Genomic DNA, 21,465 nt, shown 5'->3' on the forward strand with positions numbered 1-21,465 from the left:
CAGATATGAGTGCCATAGAAGCTTCTAAAGCTCTTGGTTGTAATCCAGATATTGCAGAGGTCATTGCCAAAGCACAACAAACTGCAACAGAAAATGGCTACACTGGCAACCTCACAAACACACCAAATATCGTTGAAATAGGCAATGTAAACACGGTTACCGGGCGACATCAATTTACTGCCGACGGCTCTCCACGCGCAGTGCATGTGCGTGTGACAAGTCAGGTGCCAGCAAGTTTGCTAGCGCAAGGCTTCTACAGTAATCAGGTGACATTAAGTGCAGAGGCAGTTTCACTGCCTAGTATATCAATGGTCTCATTTGGTATTGGTACCACTGCGCTTAAATTGAATACTCAAGAATCTGTCCTACTTAACGGGCTATTAGGAGGCATGCTTGGTACGCCCATTAATCTAGATGTATTGGATTACCAAGGGTTAGCTGATACAAAACTCACACTACTTGATTTAATTCATGCACAAGGGCAAGCACTCTCTGTCGATGAAATATTGGAGATGCCCTTTACGCAAAAAGAGTTACTGACACTGATTTCTAGTGCCACGGGATTAAGAAGTGACACCATTCCAGAAACTTTAAATGCAACCACAGCACTTGCCAATGCATCTATTAAAAACACGAGCATGAGCTTAGGTCAAATTATAAAGGTCAACGAAAACGTACAATCCTCTGCCGCAACGGTTGGCATGAATCTTTTCTCCCTACTTACCTCAGTGATTAGTTTATCTAACGGACAAAATGCCATCACACTACCCGTTGGCGTAAACCTACCAGGTCTTGCTAGCGTAAATGCGATCGTAAAAGTCATCGAGCCCCCACAGATGGTGATTGGCTCTGTCGCAGATGCTAACGGCAACATTTGTAATACAGCCACTGCACGCAATGCTCAAATACGCGTCAATGTCGCGACACTAGTGACCGTGCCTTTACTTGCCAAAGTTGATTTAAATTTAGGCGTTGAAGTTGCTAGCGGCACTGCTTCACTCAGAAAAGTGTCGTCATTAGGCAATGCAACGGAATTAACATTCGATACTAACAGTAGCTTAGTGACCACTCAACTTACTAATAATGCGGGGAATAAGGGCGCAATCGTCTCTACGTTACTAGGCATTGAACTAGCAGAAATTGGGCTAAATGTAACTCCTGAAGCATCCAGCTCAAACGTTGTCGTCGCACAGGCAGATTGGCCGATTGCAGAGAGCCTGCCTAAAACCATTAGTGTCAATAACGGCTTAGGAACAACCTTTGACCAATTACTTTCGTCATCACTCACCATTAAGCCTCTTGGGCTAGATTTGTTGGGAGTGCTTAATCCAGTGCTTAACACCTTACTTAAACCACTTTTAGTTGCTATTAGTAATTCAGTAATAACCCCATTACTGAATGTATTTGGTATCAGTGTCAACAATATGGATATTATTGTTGATGATATTACCTTAGGAAACCCATCTCCATTAGTCATATAAGCATTAACAAGGGTATACATAGCCTTTGTATACCCTTGTTTGCATTATGCAGCAGCAAGCAAATGTGCAACACCGTCATACGACTCAGAAACCTCAAGATAAAGTGCTACAGCAGTTTCTACACCGATCACCACTGGAGGGCCTAGCCTTGAGGTGACTACGCCAGCACGTCTGAGCAATCGTTCAATGGCGGTGGTCGTAACCGTCACATAACGTTTAATTTTATGCTTCTTACCGTACGCCATCATTTCTTTAATAGACTCTTTAGTGAGTTTTGAAAACCCAAAACCAGAGCTATCATCAGTCTCTATCGCAAATCGGCTTAACTCCCATATATCTTTTGCTTCTGGCGCAGTTTGCCCATGCAGAAGCTCAGGAAATGAATCTTTGAGCATATAAGGGCCACTCGTAGGCAACACTCTCCAACAACCACACAACTCACCAGCATTTGACTTAATCAGCATGTACATAGGGTCTATTGCATCATAACCATCTATTTCCATCCCACTTAACACTGGTACTTCCCATCCCATTCTATCTTTAAAGACTCTTGCACGTAGTTTGTGCATCGCCCAAAGGTCCTCACTTTTGAAATGTTTCCTTTTGTTAATTTGAATATTCAGAGCCATGTTATACCCCCTATAAGTTGGTTACCCAGGAGGCATAAATATTTATGCTAATTGGCTAAATATGTAACTAGTAAAAGTACTAGGTATATTTATTTATTTGAAATGGTAAATTCATAAAAAATAATAACTAAATATTATTTATTTTATTAATTGACTATTAACAGACTAGGAATTGTGAAATGAATAGTGACCAAAAATCTTTAAGCATCACGGCTGAAACCTTAAAAGACTTAAGAGTAAGAAGGCGTGAAAATCAGACCAAATTTTGGCAAAGATTTGGCGTGACACAATCAAGAGGCAGTAGATTTGAGCTAGGGAAAGAAATTCCACCGCCGGTGACGATTTTAATAAAACTGTATGTAGAAGGTGTGATCCAAGATGGCGACTTAAAAAGAGCCAGAAGGAAAGTTGCCCTTTAAAACTAGGGCTGAATCATGCCTAACTTGATAGCCTTGATGATTGCTTGCTGAATAGTCGTGGTATTGAATTTCTGCCTGATATTGGACATATGAAAATTAATAGTCGACTGCGAGCAGTTAAGGATCTTAGATTCTTCCCACGCAGATTTCCCAGCCATCGCCCACTTCAACACCTCAAGCTCCCTTGGGGTTAGTGCAATATCTTTAGAGCCATTATCGGGAACAAATTTCTTAGAGGACTCAAACGCGTAATCTCTAATCAAGGTAAGTAGCGGCATTGCATTCAATAAATCTTTCCTTGAACAAGGGTTTGCTAGCGCTTCAGAAACAAAAGAAAACATCCCAAACTCGCCATTCGCCCCATGAATCGGCAAAATAACACCATACCTTAATCCATAGCTCGTTGCTTCCTCATACATATTTTCTTGAGCGGGATTTTTAAATGCGTCTGGCGTCCATACAAGTGGAATCGTACTATTTAAACAATGGTCTACTGTAGGGTCTACATAACCAAGTTTATTTGCATCATAGGTAGTACGCCAATCTGACGAGTAATTGCTTCTCAGGAACGCATTTTCTATTGGCTCGTATTTGCTTTTAAGTACGGCAAATAGACATTGCTCGAACCCTAGGCTTTTAGCTAAATCAAAAACCTGTTGACTCCAGACCTCCTCAGAGGTTGACTGAAGTAACGTTGCAAACTCTTCAAAGATAGGCAATGTGTTCATATTTTTGGGCGGACATATTGTTATTAATTACCGAATGAATACTTTCGCGCTAATCAAAATACTTACTTAACTACATATTACTATCACTTGTAACAAATTGTACAAGTGAAACTTTTATTAAACTATCTTACATAAGACACCTTAATATGCGATATAAACTTAATTTAGATATCGCAATTATTTAAAATCGAAACTTGTTTTCTCAAAGCAAGATTGCGTATAAAATAGGCAACTTTCGCGTTCGAGAAATACACTAGTGCAAATCGGCAATCACATCTTAAAAAACAACCTAGTTGTCGCACCCATGGCGGGCGTGACTGACAGGCCTTTCCGCCAACTTTGCAAAAAGATGGGGGCGGGCTTGGCTGTATCTGAGATGGTGACATCAAACTCACTACTGTACGGCAGCGAAAAAACCAAACGTCGTGCCAACCACGAAGGTGAAGTTAACCCGATTTCTGTGCAGATTGCTGGTGCAGACCCACAAATGATGGCTGAAGCCGCTAAACACAACGTGGATAATGGCGCACAAATCATCGACATTAACATGGGTTGCCCGGCTAAAAAGATTTGTAACGTCATGGCTGGCTCTGCACTACTGAAAGATGAGCCACTAGTCGCACAAATTTTGCGCGCAGTAGTTGCCGCGGTCGATGTTCCAGTTACCTTAAAAATACGCACGGGTTGGGACAAACAAAACCGCAATGCAATTCAAATTGCAAAAATGGCTGAAGACTTAGGCGTGCAAGCATTGGCGATGCATGGCCGTACCCGCGCCTGTGCTTACATGGGTGATGCAGAGTACGATACCATTGCCGCAGTGAAACAAGCGATTAAGATTCCGCTGATTGCCAACGGCGACATCACCACCCCTGAAAAAGCAAAGTTTGTACTAGATTACACCGGCGCAGATGCAGTGATGATTGGACGCGCAGCACAAGGTCGCCCATGGATATTCCGTGAAATTGAGCATTACCTCACGACCGGCACGCATTTATTACCACCTACCGTGGATGAAATTCATACCGTGATGCTAGAGCATCTACATGACTTGTATGATTTTTATGGCGAGCTCACTGGCATGCGCATGGCACGTAAGCACATCTCATGGTACACCAAAGGTTTAGCCGGCTCTGCACAGTTCCGCCACAGCATGAACACCTTGCAAACCATAGAATTACAACTACAAGCAATTAACGATTTTTTTGTTGAACTGAAAACAAAAAATGAGCGCTTGGTTTACATTGATAATGACGCTGATGACGTAAATCCAGACGCGTCTTCAGCATTAGCAGCCTAGGAACTTCTATGTCAGAAAATTGTAAGCTCAGCCAAGCAGTGCAAGAGTCTTTAGATGATTACTTTATGCATCTAGAAGGTGAGCCGCCCCATGCCGTTTACGATATGGTATTGGGCTGCGTAGAAAAGCCGTTGCTTAACTACATCATGCATAAAGTGGGTGGCAATCAAAGCAAGGCAGCCGAGATCCTAAACATCAATCGCAATACCCTACGTAAAAAACTTCAGCAGTACAAGATCGAATAAAACAAGCACCACGTATTGTTTTATCCAATCTTGCATTCTGGGTAATTAAGTTTAGCGGCAGCTTAGCAAGCCAAACTTGATTATCAGGAAACAACCGGCGGCAAAAATTTAACGTGTATTGGCAAGTCGCTAATACAGCCTATCATTTGTATTATGGAATAATTTTATGGCAACTACTAAACGTGCGCTTATTAGCGTTTCTGATAAAACCGGCATTATTGATTTTGCAAAAGGCTTACAAGCTTTAGGCATTGAAATTTTATCGACTGGCGGCACCGCTAAACTATTCCGTGACAATGGCATTCCTGTCATTGAAGTAAGTGATTACACAGGCTTCCCAGAAATGTTAGATGGCCGCGTAAAAACGCTGCATCCAAAAGTACATGGTGGTATTTTAGGTCGCCGTGATTTGCCAGAGCACGTATCAGCAATGCAAGCGCAAGACATCCCTAACATTGATATGGTGGTGGTGAATTTATATCCGTTTGAAGCAACTGTAGCAAACCCAAATTGCAGCTTAGAAGATGCTATTGAAAACATCGACATCGGCGGCCCAGCAATGGTACGTTCAGCGGCAAAAAACTGGAAAGACGTTGCAGTTGTTACAGACGCCAGCCAATATGCTGATGTACTTCGCGAACTACAAAGCACAGGCGGCGCGACCAGCCAAGCCACAAAATTTGCATTATCTGTTGCCGCATTCAACCGCATCAGCAACTACGATGGCGCAATCAGCGATTACCTATCAAGCTTTAATGCAGATGGCACACGCAACCCTTACCCTGCTCAAGTGAATAGCCGCTTTGTAAAACTGCAAGACTTACGCTATGGCGAAAACCCGCACCAAAGTGCAGCGTTCTACCGTGATACCAACCCAGCACCAGGCTCTTTAGTAACCGCAGTGCAGTTGCAAGGTAAAGAGTTAAGCTACAACAATATTGCCGATGCTGACGCAGCATGGGAAGCCGTAAAAAGCTTTGATTCAACTGCCTGCGTGATTGTTAAACATGCAAACCCATGCGGCGTAGCACTAGGTAAAGATGCGCTGGAAGCTTACAGCAAAGCACTCCAAACTGACCCTACCTCAGCGTTTGGCGGTATTATCGCTTTCAACACTACCTTAGATAAAGCAGCTGCGGAAGCTGTAAGCAAGCAGTTTGTAGAAGTGTTAATCGCGCCTGACTACACGGCGGAAGCATTAGCGATATTCAGTGCCAAAGCCAATGTGCGCGTACTTAAAATCGCATTACCAGAAGGCGGCAACACAGCATGGGAACAAGGCCGTAACTCACACGATACTAAACGTATTGGCTCTGGTCTACTGATTCAAACTGCAGACAACCACGAAATCAGCGTGAGTGATTTAAAAATCGTCAGCAAAAAACAACCAACACCTGAGCAATTGCAAGACATGCTGTTTGCGTGGCGCGTTGCAAAATACGTTAAATCCAACGCAATTGTATTTTGCGGTAACAGCATGACACTAGGCGTAGGCGCAGGCCAAATGAGCCGTGTGGACAGCACCAAGATTGCAGCGATTAAAGCTCAAAATGCTGGCCTCACATTGAAAAACTCAGTGGTAGCCTCTGATGCGTTCTTCCCGTTCCGCGATGGTATTGACGTACTGGCTGAAGCCGGTGCGGCCTGCGTGATTCATCCAGGTGGTAGCATGCGCGATGAGGAAGTGATTGCCGCCGCTGACGAGCATGGTTTGGTGATGGTAGTGACTGGTATTCGCCACTTTAGGCACTAAATAATTATTAAAATAATACGTTTGTTCTTCTTTTTGCCACAGCCTGCCTAAGAGCTAGTTGTGGCGAAAGATTTTTAAGGGTTTCAAATACATGAAAATTTTAGTCATCGGTGGTGGTGGTCGTGAACATGCCCTCGCCTGGAAAGTTACTCACAACAAAGAGGTTAGCCGTGTTTATGTAGCGCCAGGCAATGCAGGCACCGCATTAAACCCGGACATGGTCAATGTACCGATTACCGCAGTTGATGATTTAGTTAAATTCGCACAAGACGAACAAATTTACCTCACCATTGTTGGCCCAGAAGCCCCCCTCTCTCAAGGCGTTGTCGATGCGTTCCGCGCCGCAGGCTTAAAGATCTTTGGCCCAACCAAAGCCGCCGCACAATTAGAATCCTCTAAAGACTACGCCAAAGCCTTTATGATGCGCCACAATATTCCTACCGCTGGTTATGGCACATTCACTGACGCCAAGCTTGCGCATGAGTACGTGAAGCAACAAGGTGCACCTATCGTGATCAAAGCTGATGGTTTAGCTGCGGGCAAAGGTGTTGTGGTTGCCATGAATGAAGATGAAGCACATGCAGCTATTGACGCCATGCTAGAAGACAACAAACTCGGTGCCGCAGGCGCACGTGTTGTGATTGAAGAGTTTCTAGAAGGCGAAGAAGCCAGCTTCATGGTGATGGTAGACGGTAAAAATATTTTAGCGCTTGCTACCAGCCAAGATCACAAACGCCTGCTAGACGCAGACCAAGGCCCGAACACCGGTGGCATGGGTGCTTACTCACCCGCACCGGTAGTCACCCCGGCCATCCACGCTAAAGTGATGCGTGAAATTATCAAGCCTACCGTAGAAGGCATGGCTAAAGATGGCATCCCATACACTGGCTTCTTATACGCTGGTTTAATGATCAGCCCAAATGGTGACGTTAAAACTTTAGAGTTTAACTGCCGCATGGGCGACCCAGAAACCCAGCCCATCATGATGCGCTTAAAGAGCGATTTAGTTGGCCTAATGGAGCATGCAGTCAACGGCACATTAGACCGTGCAGAAGCTGAGTGGGACAGACGCGTGGCTTTAGGCGTGGTGATGGCATCCGCCAATTACCCGGAAACCCCAAGACTAGGTGATGAAATTACCGGCCTGACCAATCAATTGGCAGATACGCATATATTCCACGCTGGCACTGCGCAAAAAGATGGCAAAGTAGTGACCAGTGGTGGTCGCGTGCTATGTGTGACAGCACTAGGTGAAACCGTTAAGTACGCACAACAGCAAGCCTACCAAGCCATGAAAGAAATTAAGTTTGATGGCGCACAATTCCGCACCGATATCGGCTACCGTGCCATTAAGAGTTAGGGTCTAAGCTTATATCATGAACACTCAAGACGTTTTTAGCTACTTACAAAACCTGCAAGCCAAAATTGTAGAAGCCATTGAATTAGTGGATGGTAAAAACTTTCTGCAAGATAGCTGGCAACGTCCTGAAGGTGGAGGCGGTACCTCTTGCCTGCTTGAAGAAGGCAACGTATTTGAGCGTGCTGGTGTAGGTTTTTCTCACGTATTAGGCACTAAGCTGCCACCAGCCGCCAGTGTGGCGCATCCTGAGGCGGCCGGCCGCCCTTGGGAAGCGATGGGCGTGTCCTTAGTTTTTCACCCGCGTAACCCGTATGTACCTACCGTACATATGAACGTACGCTTTTTTGTAGCCAAAGCACAAAATGCCAGCGAGCAGGATATCTGGTGGTTTGGCGGCGGCATGGATTTAACCCCTTACTATGGCTTTAATGAAGATGCTGAGCATTTCCACCGCACTAACAAAACAGTATTAGATGCGTTTGATACCAGCTTTTACCCTAAATTCAAAAAAGAGTGTGATGACTACTTCTTCTTAAAACACCGCCAGGAGCCTCGCGGCATAGGCGGCATTTTTTATGATGATTTCAGCGAACTCGGTTTTGAACGTAGCTTCGACTTTCATCGCGCAGTAGGTGATGCATTCTTGCAGGCATACTTACCTATCGTACAGCGCCGTAAAGACACCCCTTACGGCGAACGCGAACGTGATTTCCAGGCCTACCGCCGCGGACGCTACGTGGAGTTCAACCTCATTTATGACCGTGGCACGATTTTCGGCCTACAATCAAACGGCCGCACTGAGTCCATTCTGCTTTCTATGCCACCCATTGTGAAATGGCGCTACGACTGGAAGCCAGAAGCAGGCAGCCCAGAAGCGAAACTCTATACTGACTTTCTTATTGCGAAAGACTGGCTATCTCTTAACCAATAGGCACTTATGAATACCTCAACCCCAGTCAATATTTCTAGCCCAATAAGCATTTCTGACCAAGCACGCACGCTAGCAAAAGACTTACTTAATTTTATTGACCTGAGCCCTAGCCCTTGGCACGCGGTTGAGCAGATTGAACAGCAGCTACTCAGTGCAGGGTTTAGCAAACTGGACGAAACCCAAGCTTGGCAACTCAGCACGGGCAACCGCTATTTTGTAGTGCGTGGCGGGGCCTCCATTATTGCCTTCACCCTTGGCAGCAAACCGCTTGCCGATGCAGGCTTTCGCATGGTGGGTGCACATACAGACTCCCCTAGTCTAAGACTCAAACCTAAAGCCGCTTATGAAACAGACGGCCTACTGCGCATAGGTGTAGAAGTTTACGGCGGGCCAATTCTAGCAACGTTTACCGACCGCGATTTAAGCATTGCCGGGCGTGTGACTGTACGCACGGCAACAGGTCACGACATCAAACTGCTTAAGTTTGACGATGCACTGATGCGCCTGCCCAACTTAGCGATTCACATGAACCGCGAAGTGAATGAAAAAGGCCTGAAACTCAACAAACAAACTGAACTGCCACTATTGTTTGGTGAAAGTGCCGCGGGCGTTGAGGCTGAACAGCAGTTTTTAGCGTATATTGCCGCAGCATTGAACATTGCGCCGCAAGACATACTCACGTTTGAGTTTAATGTGTTTGATACACAAAAAGGCAGGTTCTGGGGTGCAAACCAAGAGTTCATCACCAACAGCCAGCTGGATAACCTAGCCTCCTGCCACGCGGCAATCACTGCCCTGCTCAACGCTAACAATCAAGAGACCAGCAACATCTGCGCATTATTTGATCATGAAGAGGTCGGCAGCGAGAGCGCTACTGGCGCAAGCGGTAGCTTTTTATCTGATGTAATCAACCGCATCACAAGCAACAGCGGTTTAAGTGAAGAAGAACGCTTACGTGCATTGGCACAAAGCTTTTTTGTCAGCGCAGACATGGCGCATGCATACCATCCGAACCATGCTGGTGCATACGAGCCTTGTCACCATGTGATGGTCAACAAAGGCCCAGTGATTAAAACCAACGCCAACCAGCGCTACGCAACAAATGCAGACACCGCTGCGCGCTTCATCTCACTATGCGAGCGTGCAAAAGTACCATTCCAACAATACTCGCACCGCACCGACTTAGGCTGCGGCAGCACAATTGGGCCGATTCTTGCTTCTGGTTTAGGCGTTGCCAGCGTAGATGTTGGCTCGCCGATGTGGGCCATGCACAGCATTAGAGAAAGCGCTGGCGTACTTGATCACCATTACATGATACAGGCGCTGGGCGCGTTGTTTAATAGCGAGTAATCACCAGGGTGATTGACCAGTAATTGTTTAATGTTTAGCATCCGTTAACAGTGCACGACCGATTTATCGTCTTCGGCCATGCATAAAGTAATACACTAAAAGGATACCCGTTATGCTCAAGCAGCTACTAAGAACTAAAATAATCAGCGCTCACGCGGATAGCGAGCTTAAAAAATGTTTATCAGCATTTGATTTAGCCCTATTAGGCATAGGCTGTGCCATCGGCACAGGTATCTTCGTGTTAACTGGCATTGCGGCTGCCACACAGTCTGGCCCAGCTGTTGTACTCTCGTTCATTATTGCCGGTGTAGCTTCAGGGTTTGCCGCACTCGCCTACGCTGAACTTGCTGCCTCAGTTGGCGGGTCAGGCAGTGCTTATGGCTACAGCTATGTGGCATTTGGCGAGTTTATCGCATGGATTATGGGCTGGATTCTATTGCTGGAATACGGCGTAGGCGCGGCGGCTGTTGCCAATGGCTGGGCTGGCTACTTTATCAACACCCTCACTAACTTCAATATGCATCTGCCTGAAGCCATGACTAAAGCACCAGTCATGGGTGGTATTATCAACTTACCTGCATTCTCTATCATTTGGATACTCACCATTCTATTAATGATAGGCGTGAAAGAAAGCGCCCGCTTTAACAACATTATCGTCATTATCAAGCTATCCACCATTGCCATCTTTATTGCGTTGGCGTCTGCCCACCTCAATACCGACAACTGGCAACCATTCATGCCGTTTGGCTGGTTTAGCACCTTGGAAGACGGTAGAAACATAGGCGTATTAGCTGGTGCTTCCCTCGTATTTTTCGCTTACTTTGGCTTTGATGCAGTGTCTACCGCCGCTGAAGAAGCAAAAAATCCGCAACGCGATTTACCTATCGGCCTGCTAAGCTCGCTCGTATTCTGCACCATCGTTTATATCGTGGTATCCGGCTTACTCACCGGTATCGTGCCTTACACAGAACTTAACGTATCCTCTCCAGTTGCCTATGCGTTAACCAGAATCGGCCACACATGGTCATCTACTTTAGTGGCAACAGGCGTACTTGCAGGCCTGATTACCGTGCTATTGGTACTGCTTTACGGCCTAACACGCATCCTATTCTCTATGAGCCGCGATGGACTTATTTCCCCTATATTTTCCAAGGTAAATCCAGATCGCAAAACACCAACCAGAATCATACTGATGTGCGGTTTTGTGGTGTCGCTAGTGGCAGGGTTTATTCCGCTTGGTCAGCTCGCAGAAACGGTGAACATAGGCACGCTGGCAAGCTTTGTCATGGTATGCGTGGGTGTAGTGGTATTGCGTATCCGCCAACCTAATTTGCATCGCCCATTCAAGAACCCATGGAATCCGCTGATTCCGGTATTAGGCATTATTTCATGTGGCGCATTAATGTCTTTCTTACCGGCAAGCACTTGGATTAGATTCGGCACTTGGATATTAGTGGGGATCGTATTTTACTTTGTTTACTCTATGCATCATAGTAAGTTGAATTTACTGCATAAACATAAAGGGTAACGATTACAGCCCCATTACACTAAAGGGCAACAAAAAAGCCAGCTTTTTGAGCTGGCTTTTTAATGTGACAAGCGATTGAATTTTATTCAAGCACCTAAACAAATAATTAAAGTGACAATACCCACTCAACCACTGTTTTGATGTCAGCTTCTTTAACTTGTGCGCCCATTGGTGGCATTGGCATTGGGCCCCAAACGCCGCTACCGCCTTTTTTAACTTTTTCAACTAACTTTGCTTCTGCAGTTTTGTCGCCTTTGTATTTAGCCGCAACATCTTTGTAAGCTGGGCCTAATACTTTTTTATCTACTGAGTGACATGCTAGACAGCCACTTTTTTGTGCCAAAGCTTCAGCAGCTTTTGCATCTACCGCAGCACCTGCTTGCGCAGTAAGCAACATAGAACCAGCAGTAGCGATTGTTAATAATAAAGCTTTCATGCTATCTCCTTGAATTAACACTTAATAATAGTAGTTATAAATTTTACAACCCGCATATCATACTCATAATTTAACTTATGACAAGTGAGTTAAATCAAATCTATCTCAACCAATTAAAATATATAGAACTTTAAGCAATTAAAATAAATTTGCAGTACCTAGGGTATACTCAACGTACCGTTAATGTCACGGGTTGACAGCACAGTAAAATAAAAATACTAAAGTGTATTACAGTGCTTCCACGCTATATTCAACCGACATGGTATGCGTTCTGTTTGGGCTAATGACCACAGAGTTTTCTAATGCATTGGCGGTTTCTACACATACAGTTTTACGCCACTCGTCTGCATCGCCCATATCGCCCATGGCATGCGCTTTTTCAGCACCCGGACTCCATACCACAGTAGTATCACTGCCTGATTTACCTACACGAACCAAGCGGTTATAAACAGGGTCATGGATTAAGCAGTCTGAATTGTGGTCTAGGTAAACACGGTCAAACTCGCCATCAAACTTCAATACGTTATGCTCTACGTAACGTCTGTACTGACGTAATTTATCCGCATACAGGCAATCTTGCAGGCCAGTTACTCGAATATTGCCCACATCACTCACATTCAGATAAGTGTGGAATGCTTCGCCAATTAAGAACGGATGGTCAGACTTATTGGTGGTGGCAAGATCAATTTTCAAACGCTTACCGATTGTCACCATCATGGTGAGTACGTATGAGTAGGAAAGCTGTCTTTTTGCCTCTGGTGTTTCTATCATCTGCAACACAATGCGCGTTGCACCTGTTTCTGTTGAATCCACATCCACCAATTGCCATGGAATCACTCTGGCGAAGCCATGCGGGCATAATGTGCTATCGGTTGGGTGCGCGCCAAACCAAGGCCAACAAATAGGCACGCCACCGCGTATCGAGCGGCCTTTTACATAGCGTGCATGGTCAGAAAGCCACAGCACTGGCTGTTTTTCTGTTTTAGGCTGCCATTGCATGACATGGCCACCTTGCAAAGCAATTTTAGCGGTGGCTAATGGGTTATCTATCTCTAAATATTGCAGACCAGTTTCATCTTCAGTGACTGTCACATGAGGGTGCAGGGTTGAACAGCCCTGCCCGTCTCTCTTTCTAAAGATATGGTCTTCTAGTGAATCTAATGTCATACATTACCTTATCAATTGCTCACTTTAGGTGTTACTTATCAAAGCGATTTTAAATCTGAATAAATTATTTCTCAATTTGAGAAACATCACGCACTGCACCACGTGCAGCACTGGTACTCATTGCAGCGTATGCGCGCAATGCTGGTGAAACCGCTCTTTCACGGTTAACAGGCTTCCAGGCATCTTTGCCTTTATCTTCCATTTTTGCCCGACGGTGCGCCATTTCTTCATCGCTAATTACTAAGTGAATCGTACGGTTTGGAATATCAATTTCAATCGTGTCGTTTTCTTGCACCAAGCCGATGGCACCGCCTTCAGCTGCTTCTGGTGAGGCATGGCCAATACTCAAGCCAGAGGTGCCGCCAGAGAAGCGTCCGTCTGTCAGCAACGCACACGCCTTACCTAAGCCTTTAGATTTCAAGTATGAAGTCGGATACAGCATTTCTTGCATACCAGGGCCACCGCGTGGGCCTTCGTAGCGAATCACCACTACGTCACCCGCTACGATTTTATCGGCAAGAATCGCTTCTACTGAAGCGTCTTGGCTCTCAAAAATACGTGCACGGCCAGTAAATTTCAAAATACTGTCATCCACACCCGCAGTTTTTACAATACAGCCATCTAATGCGATGTTGCCATAGAGCACTGCCAAGCCGCCATCTTGTGAGTAGGCATGGGCTTTATCACGGATACAGCCTTCGCTTCTGTCATCATCCAGTGTTGGGTAAAGCATACTTTGAGAAAACGCGATGGTGGTTGAAATGCCACCAGGTGCTGCACGGAAGAACTTCTTCACATCTTCATTTTTAGTGACTTTAATGTCCCACTCATTGAGCGCTTCGCCTAGGCTTGGGCTGTGTACCATTGGCGTATCACGGTGGATCACACCCGCACGATCAAGCTCACCCAAAATACCCATGACGCCACCTGCACGGTGCACGTCTTCCATATGGTATTTAGCTGTGGCTGGCGCTACTTTACTTACGCACGGCACTTTACGTGAAATGCGGTCAATATCACTCATGGTGAAATCTAAACCAGCTTCATGTGCTGCTGCTAGCAAATGTAATACGGTATTGGTAGAGCCGCCCATTGCTACGTCTAAGCTCATGGCATTTTCAAACGCCTTCATGTTGGCAATGCTGCGTGGCAATACGGTGTAATCATCTTGCTCATAATGGCGTTTTGCAAGGTCTACAATTAAACGCCCTGCTTTTAGGAACAACTCTTTACGTGCCGCATGCGTGGCCAAGGTTGAGCCATTGCCAGGCAAGCTTAAGCCTAACGCTTCGGTTAAGCAGTTCATTGAGTTAGCAGTAAACATACCAGAGCAAGAGCCACAAGTTGGGCAAGCTGAGCGCTCAATTGCGTCAGCTTCTGCGTCACTTACATTGCTATCAGCCGCGGCCACCATGGCATCTACTAAATCTAGTTTATGTGTATTGCCATTCCAATTTACTTTACCAGCCTCCATTGGGCCGCCAGATACAAACACCACAGGGATATTCAAACGCAAGGCCGCCATCAACATACCTGGGGTAATTTTGTCACAGTTTGAAATACATACGAGCGCATCTGCACAGTGCGCATTCACCATGTATTCAACGCTGTCTGCAATTAAATCGCGGCTTGGTAAGCTATATAGCATGCCACCATGTCCCATCGCGATACCGTCATCAACGGCAATGGTATTAAATTCTTTGGCTACGCCACCTGCTTTTTCAATTTCACGGGCAACTAATTGGCCCATGTCTTTTAAATGTACGTGACCCGGCACAAATTGAGTAAACGAGTTAGCAACTGCGATAATTGGTTTATCAAAATCACCGTCTTTCATGCCAGTGGCACGCCATAATGCGCGCGCGCCCGCCATGTTGCGACCGTGAGTAGTGGTATGTGAACGATAAACTGGCATGATAAAAATCCGTAAAAAAAGTAAATAAACAATAAAGTGTAATTTTAGACTAGCTAGCGCCAACTAGCCAAAGAAATGTGAAAGAAACGTATGATTTCATTATGCAAAAGTACTAAAACTTACGCCAACGCCTTATAAAGTATCCAAAGGGCTGCTCACACCACGTCCGCCTTTATTCAGCACATGCGTATAAATCATGGTCGTACTCACGTCAGAATGCCCCAATAACTCTTGCACGGTGCGAATATCGTAGCCGCCTTCGAGTAAATGTGTCGCAAAACTATGACGAAATGTATGGGGCGTTGCCGGTTTCACAATACCAGCATCACGCACCGCTTGACGCACAGCGCGCTGTATCGCTTGATCTTGCACATGATGGCGTCTGGTGACTGCATCTTCGCTACGTGGGTCTGTAGATAATTTCGCCGAAGGAAACACATATTGCCATGCCCAATCACGCGCAGCATATGGATATTTTTTATCTAGCGCATGCGGCATATATACCGCTCCATAGCCCGCTAGCAAGTCCTGCTCGTGCAGCGCTTTTACTTTATCTAAATGCGCTTGCAATGGCGCAACTAAACTGACTGGCAACATAGTCACCCTATCTTTAAACCCTTTACCGTCACGGATTAGAATCTCCTTACGAGAGAAATCAATGTCTTTTACGCGCAAACGTAATGCCTCTAAAATTCGCATACCGGCACCGTACAACATACTCACTACAAGATAATGAGTGCCCTCTAAATATTTTAAAACAGCCTGTACCTCTTGCTGTGTCAACACCACAGGCAGGCGCTTGGGGGCTTTTGCGCGCTCTATATCATCTAGCCACGGCAACTCCGCTTTCAATACCTCTTTATATAAAAACAATAACGCGCTCTTGGCTTGATTTTGCGTACTGGCCGAAACTTTACCAGCGACGGCCAAATGCGTTAAAAACGCCTCAACCTCAACAGCACCTAAATCCTTAGGGTGCTGCTTGTCAAAATGCAAAATATAGCGTTTAATCCAATCAGCATATGCTTCCTCAGTACGAATACTGTAATGCTTTAAACGGATTTTACCGCGCACGATATCCAGCAACTTAGGTTCGTTAGGCGCTAGAATTTTTGACGTAGCATTCATTTTATTTTAGGATGCACTAATAATTAATAACAATATGATTTTACAGCATACTTTACACAAAATTTATACAAAAAGACATCCTATGACGCAAAGTTTTACGTCAAATAGGATGCCTACTTTACGTTAGAGCCTAAAATATATGGTAATCATAGACAATGGTCCGACAGGAATTGGGGATAGGATATTTGGAGCTTTGTTAGCTTTTGTTTTAGTCGCACTTACACTATCACTTTTACCTATTGCACTTATTTTTAAAACCCACTCTTCTAACCCATATTTTTTATTTAAATTTAGTAGGCATCTTTATTCAATTGTATTTTTTGTCTGGGTTGGTTTCGTTTCATTTCTATCCCTTTTGTATGGTGCATTATTTGGCACGACCTCTGTCATCATCATGCTTAGTCACTTGTGGGGCACATCTTCCGATTTGGAGATGGCCCATCGCGTTTGGGCTATCGTTATTATTTGTGGCTTAATTACACTTAGCTTTTTCGTGAATTGGGAGTATTTATTATCTTAGCTTACCATTTACCTTTGTTTGTACATGTCGGCTCTAACCCATCATTCAAGCGGGACTGGCTAAAGCCAGCCCCTTAATTCAAACGTTAGCCATTATCTAGAAAGAAAAGTTTGCTTTATGAAAATATTAGTTTTACTTGCCATACTAATCTGCCATCCGCTTTGTTCATTTGCTGATGTGTCTGAGCGCGAAAATACTACAATAGAAATATTTAATGCTCAGCATCTAACCGAACAGCTAAATAGCCAGCTAGAAATAATGAAAGGTGGAGCAATCGAGAGTTTATCTAAAAGCATGTTTAACAAGGTAATTTCAGACAATCCAGAAACATCGACAATACCAAAAGATAAAGCTAATGAAGTTATGACTAATTTCGTAAAAAGAAATATGAGTGCCATAACATCGGAAATGTTACTTTCGGGAATGGCAAGAGTTTATGCTGAGAATCTATCTATCGAAGAGCTAAATACAATATTGGCTTACTATAAATCACCAATCGGTCAAAAAGATGTTGCTGCAACGGCTAAAGTAGGCACTGCTCTAACCGAATCCATGCTTAAAATCATCCAACAACAATTAGATCAATCATTTATTGATTTAGTAATAGAGCTTATAGATCTGTCGAAAAAAACATAAGTGCTAACCCATCATTCAAGCGGGACGCCAAACGGCGCCCCTTAATTCAAACGTTAGAGCTATTAAAAACCTATGAGTCGCATCGGGAAAACTCTCTGTTTAATTTATGCTTTAGTCATCGCCGTTTGCATCGCACTTGCTTACTCAGCAGGTGGTGACTTCAAAGGGCAGTATGTTTTTCTACAATTACCGATAGTTATTCAAATGGCTGGCATTGATGCAATTGGCCTATCGCCAAAACTACAAAACCTCTCGTGGGTGGGTGCTTATGCTCTATTGGGGTTGCCTACTATTTTGTTTTTATATTTTGTTGGCTGGGTTATTGATGGCCGTAGCTCCAACCCATCATCTAAGCGAGTTGATTAAACCAGTTACACCACAATCAGTACATAAGTGAATTTACCGTTCTTTACAATGTTTCTCTGCTGCTCATGTTCCTCATGCCTAAGGTTTATTGTATCCTTTGCTCTAACCAATCATTCAAGCGGGACCTGCTAAAGCAGGCCCCTTAATTCAAACGTTAGGTTTATATGGCAATAGAAGAAGCTATAGCTGGCCTTGTGGGAGATACCCTCTCAGCAGTTGTGAACTCAACTCTCAAAAGCATGGGTTACTCTGAGTTAGAGTCCAAAAAAATCCAAACCATCTGTATGTGGTTTTTTATCTTTATATTTGTTGGCGCTTTAATTGGTCTAACGGTAATTTACAGCTAATTATGCCACTTATTAAACCTAACCCATCATTCAAGCGGGACTGGCTAAAGCCAGCCCCTTAATTCAAACGTTAGGGCTTTATGAGCACATTGAGTGCAGTTTTTTTCTATATCGTTATTCCAATTGGGTTCGGTGCATTATGGGCGCTTATATTAAAGCCTGACCGTTGTTTTCATTCAATACTAATTGGTCTGGCTATCATTTTCACGGGAATTACAAATTTATACATGCAGCTCCAAAACGATTCTTTCTTATCTTTTGGTAACGCCATGACCTCTAGTGGTTTTGTAGCAGCTTTCGGTTGGGGCTTACTTGCTCAAGGAATTGTCACATTCCGCAGACAGAAAAAGCAATCCCTAACCCATCATTCAAGCGGGACGCCTAACGGCGCCCCTTAATTCAAACGTTAGGCAAAAAATGAATCATCTTCGTAATCTAAATATATTTCTTCCTTGTTATGCGTTTGCAATTCAGTTCGCAATGGGTTTTATATTTCTATTAGTTTCGTTTTTACACGTTAGCTCCTATTTGCTTCCTGTCTTGTATTTAATTCCAGCTTTGCCACTGTTTTTAATTTGGTATAAATCTGGGCTTTCTCCAATAAGAATCAAAGAGGGTAGAGAAAATCGCTTTAAAATCGGTCATTGGTTACTCGCAATCATTAATGTATCGGCAACACTTGCTATAGTTCTACCAGCCTTAGTTTCATACATAACTGGCAACCGTGAAATGATGGGCATTATGTGGTTGTTAGTGCCTATTGTTATATTGGGTGTTCCAGTTTCAATTACTGGCTTATTCATGGTTTGGAGTTCCCGTGCCTAACCAAACCATCAAGCGGGACTGGCTAAAGCCAGCCCCTTATGTCAAACGTTAGCCATCGAGGTAAGGATGCGTAGCCTTAGTGAAGAAGAAGTGCTTTACGAATTGCAACATCTTGATGAAACAAACGGATGGGGAGTTAACACTTATCGTGATGGGGTTACCGTTTCGTTAAACCAGTTAGTTTGTGGAGTAATTAAGCTTGTTGAACAGCATGGAAGTTATCCAGCCAAAAAGACTAGAGACTCAGAGTTTTGGTTTCTAATTATTAAAGAACTATCGGGCACATACACCCTTGGTGAGACCTATGAAGCCAGTATGCTTAATTACAAAAAGGACTTTTGGTCTGGTGAGCCTCTTGAGAAATACGCCATCCGTTTAGTTAGCTCTATGTTTCGGGTTCATATCAACAGCATTCAAGTTTCATCGGCCAGTAATGGCTAACCCATTATTCAAGCGGGACGCCTAACGGCACCCCTTAATTCAAACGTTATGAGCTATTAAGCATGTCATTGAAAAAGTTAATTTTCATCACTATATTTTTCGTAGCACTTTACTACAGTGTAAATTTGGGGCGTGTTGCTAGGCTCTCACAACTATTCTTTGAATGTAGCACCCCAACTCAAAGAGAGAAAATTGACGACAGCAGCTTAAGTCGAGAAGAAAAACTAAAAATCTCAACCCTAATCTTTACCTGCGCAAAAGAAAGAGAAAGTAATATTGATAGGTTATTTAAGGTAGTACCCAAAGCATGGGCAACAGCTCAATGAAAGTAATATCGAGTTTAGCTCTAACCCATCCATCAAGCGGGACGCCTTGCGGCGCCCCTTATGTCAAACGTTAGGCTGAATGTGAAAACTTCAAAAGAACAAAGAATTCCTGTACTTGTTCTATCAGTGTTAGCAGCTGCAATGTTTTTGATTTTTGCATTTCTTGATGCAAGCTCTCAAACAGTCTGCCTCACAAACGGACGAGGGTGCGCATTAGCAGAAATAATTGCCAAAACTTTAGGGGTGGGAATTAATATTGGCAAGGCATTGTATGATGTTGGTATCGCTGTTGTGTTTATGTACATGGGCTTATGGCATTATCAAGTTACAGCCTAACCCATCGTTCAAGCGGGACGCCTGACGGCGCCCCTTAACTCAAACGTTAGGTTTTAAAACAATTGAGTGAATCTAAGCCATTTATTCCGCTAAATAAACCACGCTCATGGGTTGTATTTGTTTGCGCCTGCCTTTTAGGTATTGCGTTTGGTTTAATTGGGTTTATTTTCACTTGGCTTGGCCTCAAAGTACTGGTAGTTGTTCCATTATCATTGTTTGCTCTTAGTTGGGTTATTAGCTGCATTTCTTGGCTAGTTTTTATATCTGGTCTTATTTCAGGGCGTTACATCAATATCCAGCATAAACAATGGAGTGAGCAAGTATGGTAAATTTTCAACCTAACCCATCATTCAAGCGGGACTGGCTAATGCCAGCCCCTTAATTCAAACGTTAGGCTTCAAGTTGAAAAGTCGGACATTTTTTCTTATCTTTTTTGCTACATATGCCTTGGCTCTTATATTGCTGGCATTTTGTTCTGTTGGCTCTCATATGGCGCTAGGTGATTATTATGGTTCACGTCCTTATTCAATTTCCTTTTCCCTAAAAGTTATCGATTGGTTAATCATCGCTCTAGGGTTTCCTCTAACTTTATTATTAAAAGAGTCCTTACTAATTTGGTTTTTAAATGGGTTTTTTCTATCGCTTATAGCCACAGTTTTATTCGGCTTTTGGAAAAATAGTCGCCTAACCCATCATTCAAGCGGGACGCCTAACGGCGCCCCTTAATTCAAACGTTAGGTGTAATAGTGAAGTATTTAGATGTTATTTCAATTTCTTTGCTTATGGCGCTTATTGTCCTAATGTGTATCGCGGCACATAAGAAAAGACATAAAATTCCTAGAACTATCCTATTTTTTTATTGCTTTTTACCTTTTGCGCTGGGTTTAGGATTGCTTTTCATCACTTACATAGACTTCAACCTTGGCAAAGTAATGCCTATATTTTTTAAGGGAAAGGTTGCTGTCAGCAAACTTGACTCACCAAAGCTATTTTTTGTTGGCGTAGTTTTCGATGCTTTATTTTCTCTATGCATTGCTGCTGCTGGCTTAGTTGGTATGTTAATAGCGGTTACGAACACTAAGTTTAAGTTTAAAGAGTAATGCTTACACCTAACCCATCATTCAAGCGGGACGCCTAACGGCGCCCCTTAATTCAAACGTTAGGGCTCAAAGCATGAAGGCAGTTTTTTTCGGGTTTTGTTTGAGTGCGGTCGCTGCCGTTGTAGTTCTAGCTTTAATGGCACTCGCCTCATTTCTCGGGTTTAATTCGCCATGGTGCCCACTGTTTTGGCCAGGTTA

General features: G+C 44.0%; 25 protein-coding genes. 19 read left to right on the forward strand and 6 right to left on the reverse strand.

Features of this window, described 5'->3' with window-relative positions; translation table 11 throughout:
- Positions 1-5 precede the first annotated feature (5 nt).
- Entirely contained in the window at positions 6-1,481 is a 1,476-nt protein-coding gene (locus ACSSU7_RS07520; protein WP_492517779.1) for a TadG family pilus assembly protein, read from the forward strand.
- Positions 1,482-1,525: 44 nt separating this feature from the next.
- Here the strand turns inward: ACSSU7_RS07520 and ACSSU7_RS07525 are convergent, their stop codons facing one another.
- The gene (locus ACSSU7_RS07525) at positions 1,526-2,110 is read right to left on the reverse strand and encodes an acyl-homoserine-lactone synthase (protein ID WP_492515937.1); all 585 of its coding nucleotides are present in this window, start codon (positions 2,108-2,110) and stop codon (positions 1,526-1,528) included.
- A 179-nt stretch (positions 2,111-2,289) separates the two neighbouring features.
- Between ACSSU7_RS07525 and ACSSU7_RS07530 the strand changes: the two genes are divergently transcribed.
- Positions 2,290-2,529, forward strand: coding sequence for a hypothetical protein (locus ACSSU7_RS07530; RefSeq protein WP_492515938.1), 240 nt, complete (start codon positions 2,290-2,292; stop codon positions 2,527-2,529).
- A 2-nt stretch (positions 2,530-2,531) separates the two neighbouring features.
- On the opposite strand, the gene ACSSU7_RS07535 is transcribed toward ACSSU7_RS07530, so the two are convergent.
- Positions 2,532-3,257 carry a helix-turn-helix transcriptional regulator gene (locus ACSSU7_RS07535; protein ID WP_492515939.1) on the reverse strand — a complete coding sequence of 242 codons (726 nt, stop codon included), beginning with the start codon at positions 3,255-3,257 and terminating at the stop codon, positions 2,532-2,534.
- 256 nt (positions 3,258-3,513) lie between these two features.
- Here ACSSU7_RS07535 and dusB point away from each other — a divergent pair, with 256 nt between their 5' ends.
- The 7 genes from dusB to ACSSU7_RS07570 all read left to right on the forward strand — a co-directional run bounded on the left by dusB (position 3,514) and on the right by ACSSU7_RS07570 (position 11,724).
- Positions 3,514-4,557, forward strand: a complete 1,044-nt coding sequence (gene dusB / locus ACSSU7_RS07540) for a tRNA dihydrouridine synthase DusB (RefSeq protein WP_492515940.1) — start codon at positions 3,514-3,516, stop codon at positions 4,555-4,557.
- Between the two features lie 8 nt (positions 4,558-4,565).
- Positions 4,566-4,802 (forward strand): helix-turn-helix domain-containing protein, encoded by a 237-nt coding sequence (locus ACSSU7_RS07545; protein WP_492515941.1) that lies wholly within the window; start codon positions 4,566-4,568, stop codon positions 4,800-4,802.
- Between the two features lie 166 nt (positions 4,803-4,968).
- On the forward strand, positions 4,969-6,555 hold the full coding sequence (purH, locus tag ACSSU7_RS07550; RefSeq protein ID WP_492515942.1) for a bifunctional phosphoribosylaminoimidazolecarboxamide formyltransferase/IMP cyclohydrolase: 1,587 nt from the start codon (positions 4,969-4,971) through the stop codon (positions 6,553-6,555).
- A 91-nt stretch (positions 6,556-6,646) separates the two neighbouring features.
- Complete coding sequence (purD, locus tag ACSSU7_RS07555) at positions 6,647-7,915, forward strand: phosphoribosylamine--glycine ligase (protein WP_492515943.1); 1,269 nt, start codon at positions 6,647-6,649, stop codon at positions 7,913-7,915.
- A 16-nt stretch (positions 7,916-7,931) separates the two neighbouring features.
- On the forward strand, positions 7,932-8,846 hold the full coding sequence (gene hemF / locus ACSSU7_RS07560; protein ID WP_492515944.1) for an oxygen-dependent coproporphyrinogen oxidase: 915 nt from the start codon (positions 7,932-7,934) through the stop codon (positions 8,844-8,846).
- 6 nt (positions 8,847-8,852) lie between these two features.
- On the forward strand, positions 8,853-10,196 hold the full coding sequence (locus ACSSU7_RS07565) for a M18 family aminopeptidase (protein ID WP_492515945.1): 1,344 nt from the start codon (positions 8,853-8,855) through the stop codon (positions 10,194-10,196).
- A 112-nt stretch (positions 10,197-10,308) separates the two neighbouring features.
- Positions 10,309-11,724 (forward strand): APC family permease, encoded by a 1,416-nt coding sequence (locus ACSSU7_RS07570; protein WP_492515946.1) that lies wholly within the window; start codon positions 10,309-10,311, stop codon positions 11,722-11,724.
- A gap of 106 nt (positions 11,725-11,830) precedes the next feature.
- Here ACSSU7_RS07570 and ACSSU7_RS07575 read toward each other — a convergent pair whose 3' ends face one another.
- From ACSSU7_RS07575 to ACSSU7_RS07590, 4 genes are all read right to left on the reverse strand, one after another.
- The gene (locus ACSSU7_RS07575) at positions 11,831-12,160 is read right to left on the reverse strand and encodes a c-type cytochrome (RefSeq protein WP_331020678.1); all 330 of its coding nucleotides are present in this window, start codon (positions 12,158-12,160) and stop codon (positions 11,831-11,833) included.
- Positions 12,161-12,388: 228 nt separating this feature from the next.
- Positions 12,389-13,327, reverse strand: coding sequence for a D-hexose-6-phosphate mutarotase (locus ACSSU7_RS07580; protein ID WP_492515947.1), 939 nt, complete (start codon positions 13,325-13,327; stop codon positions 12,389-12,391).
- Between the two features lie 64 nt (positions 13,328-13,391).
- Positions 13,392-15,242 carry a dihydroxy-acid dehydratase gene (ilvD, locus tag ACSSU7_RS07585; RefSeq protein WP_492515948.1) on the reverse strand — a complete coding sequence of 617 codons (1,851 nt, stop codon included), beginning with the start codon at positions 15,240-15,242 and terminating at the stop codon, positions 13,392-13,394.
- A gap of 132 nt (positions 15,243-15,374) precedes the next feature.
- On the reverse strand, positions 15,375-16,370 hold the full coding sequence (locus tag ACSSU7_RS07590) for an integron integrase (protein WP_492515949.1): 996 nt from the start codon (positions 16,368-16,370) through the stop codon (positions 15,375-15,377).
- 637 nt (positions 16,371-17,007) lie between these two features.
- On the opposite strand from ACSSU7_RS07590, the gene ACSSU7_RS07595 reads away from it, so the two are divergent.
- From ACSSU7_RS07595 to ACSSU7_RS07640, 10 genes are all read left to right on the forward strand, one after another.
- On the forward strand, positions 17,008-17,526 hold the full coding sequence (locus ACSSU7_RS07595) for a DUF2059 domain-containing protein (RefSeq protein ID WP_492515950.1): 519 nt from the start codon (positions 17,008-17,010) through the stop codon (positions 17,524-17,526).
- A 72-nt stretch (positions 17,527-17,598) separates the two neighbouring features.
- On the forward strand, positions 17,599-17,892 hold the full coding sequence (locus tag ACSSU7_RS07600; RefSeq protein ID WP_492515951.1) for a hypothetical protein: 294 nt from the start codon (positions 17,599-17,601) through the stop codon (positions 17,890-17,892).
- Positions 17,893-18,056: 164 nt separating this feature from the next.
- Positions 18,057-18,239 carry a hypothetical protein gene (locus tag ACSSU7_RS07605; RefSeq protein ID WP_492515952.1) on the forward strand — a complete coding sequence of 61 codons (183 nt, stop codon included), beginning with the start codon at positions 18,057-18,059 and terminating at the stop codon, positions 18,237-18,239.
- An 80-nt stretch (positions 18,240-18,319) separates the two neighbouring features.
- On the forward strand, positions 18,320-18,637 hold the full coding sequence (locus ACSSU7_RS07610) for a hypothetical protein (RefSeq protein ID WP_492515953.1): 318 nt from the start codon (positions 18,320-18,322) through the stop codon (positions 18,635-18,637).
- A 19-nt stretch (positions 18,638-18,656) separates the two neighbouring features.
- Positions 18,657-19,064, forward strand: coding sequence for a hypothetical protein (locus ACSSU7_RS07615; protein ID WP_492515954.1), 408 nt, complete (start codon positions 18,657-18,659; stop codon positions 19,062-19,064).
- A gap of 66 nt (positions 19,065-19,130) precedes the next feature.
- The gene (locus ACSSU7_RS07620; RefSeq protein ID WP_492515955.1) at positions 19,131-19,505 is read left to right on the forward strand and encodes a hypothetical protein; all 375 of its coding nucleotides are present in this window, start codon (positions 19,131-19,133) and stop codon (positions 19,503-19,505) included.
- A 62-nt stretch (positions 19,506-19,567) separates the two neighbouring features.
- The gene (locus tag ACSSU7_RS07625; protein ID WP_492515956.1) at positions 19,568-19,831 is read left to right on the forward strand and encodes a hypothetical protein; all 264 of its coding nucleotides are present in this window, start codon (positions 19,568-19,570) and stop codon (positions 19,829-19,831) included.
- Between the two features lie 81 nt (positions 19,832-19,912).
- Complete coding sequence (locus ACSSU7_RS07630; RefSeq protein ID WP_492515957.1) at positions 19,913-20,167, forward strand: hypothetical protein; 255 nt, start codon at positions 19,913-19,915, stop codon at positions 20,165-20,167.
- Positions 20,168-20,229: 62 nt separating this feature from the next.
- Entirely contained in the window at positions 20,230-20,496 is a 267-nt protein-coding gene (locus tag ACSSU7_RS07635; protein WP_492515958.1) for a hypothetical protein, read from the forward strand.
- 417 nt (positions 20,497-20,913) lie between these two features.
- Entirely contained in the window at positions 20,914-21,267 is a 354-nt protein-coding gene (locus ACSSU7_RS07640) for a hypothetical protein (RefSeq protein WP_492515959.1), read from the forward strand.
- Positions 21,268-21,465 lie beyond the last annotated feature (198 nt).

The organism is Methylotenera sp. E1MeOHC1 (assembly GCF_058745595.1).

Excerpts from the sequence above, each read along its gene's own strand:
- ACSSU7_RS07520 (WP_492517779.1), top strand. The coding sequence starts at position 6 with ATGAGTGCCATAGAAGCTTCTAAAGCTCTTGGTTGTAATCCAGATATT.
- ACSSU7_RS07525 (WP_492515937.1), bottom strand. The coding sequence starts at position 2,110 with ATGGCTCTGAATATTCAAATTAACAAAAGGAAACATTTCAAAAGTGAG.
- ACSSU7_RS07530 (WP_492515938.1), top strand. The coding sequence starts at position 2,290 with ATGAATAGTGACCAAAAATCTTTAAGCATCACGGCTGAAACCTTAAAA.
- ACSSU7_RS07535 (WP_492515939.1), bottom strand. The coding sequence starts at position 3,257 with ATGAACACATTGCCTATCTTTGAAGAGTTTGCAACGTTACTTCAGTCA.
- ACSSU7_RS07545 (WP_492515941.1), top strand. The coding sequence starts at position 4,566 with ATGTCAGAAAATTGTAAGCTCAGCCAAGCAGTGCAAGAGTCTTTAGAT.
- purH (WP_492515942.1), top strand. The coding sequence starts at position 4,969 with ATGGCAACTACTAAACGTGCGCTTATTAGCGTTTCTGATAAAACCGGC.
- purD (WP_492515943.1), top strand. The coding sequence starts at position 6,647 with ATGAAAATTTTAGTCATCGGTGGTGGTGGTCGTGAACATGCCCTCGCC.
- hemF (WP_492515944.1), top strand. The coding sequence starts at position 7,932 with ATGAACACTCAAGACGTTTTTAGCTACTTACAAAACCTGCAAGCCAAA.
- ACSSU7_RS07565 (WP_492515945.1), top strand. The coding sequence starts at position 8,853 with ATGAATACCTCAACCCCAGTCAATATTTCTAGCCCAATAAGCATTTCT.
- ACSSU7_RS07570 (WP_492515946.1), top strand. The coding sequence starts at position 10,309 with ATGCTCAAGCAGCTACTAAGAACTAAAATAATCAGCGCTCACGCGGAT.
- ACSSU7_RS07575 (WP_331020678.1), bottom strand. The coding sequence starts at position 12,160 with ATGAAAGCTTTATTATTAACAATCGCTACTGCTGGTTCTATGTTGCTT.
- ACSSU7_RS07580 (WP_492515947.1), bottom strand. The coding sequence starts at position 13,327 with ATGACATTAGATTCACTAGAAGACCATATCTTTAGAAAGAGAGACGGG.
- ilvD (WP_492515948.1), bottom strand. The coding sequence starts at position 15,242 with ATGCCAGTTTATCGTTCACATACCACTACTCACGGTCGCAACATGGCG.
- ACSSU7_RS07590 (WP_492515949.1), bottom strand. The coding sequence starts at position 16,370 with ATGAATGCTACGTCAAAAATTCTAGCGCCTAACGAACCTAAGTTGCTG.
- ACSSU7_RS07595 (WP_492515950.1), top strand. The coding sequence starts at position 17,008 with ATGAAAATATTAGTTTTACTTGCCATACTAATCTGCCATCCGCTTTGT.
- ACSSU7_RS07600 (WP_492515951.1), top strand. The coding sequence starts at position 17,599 with ATGAGTCGCATCGGGAAAACTCTCTGTTTAATTTATGCTTTAGTCATC.
- ACSSU7_RS07605 (WP_492515952.1), top strand. The coding sequence starts at position 18,057 with ATGGCAATAGAAGAAGCTATAGCTGGCCTTGTGGGAGATACCCTCTCA.
- ACSSU7_RS07610 (WP_492515953.1), top strand. The coding sequence starts at position 18,320 with ATGAGCACATTGAGTGCAGTTTTTTTCTATATCGTTATTCCAATTGGG.
- ACSSU7_RS07615 (WP_492515954.1), top strand. The coding sequence starts at position 18,657 with ATGAATCATCTTCGTAATCTAAATATATTTCTTCCTTGTTATGCGTTT.
- ACSSU7_RS07620 (WP_492515955.1), top strand. The coding sequence starts at position 19,131 with ATGCGTAGCCTTAGTGAAGAAGAAGTGCTTTACGAATTGCAACATCTT.
- ACSSU7_RS07625 (WP_492515956.1), top strand. The coding sequence starts at position 19,568 with ATGTCATTGAAAAAGTTAATTTTCATCACTATATTTTTCGTAGCACTT.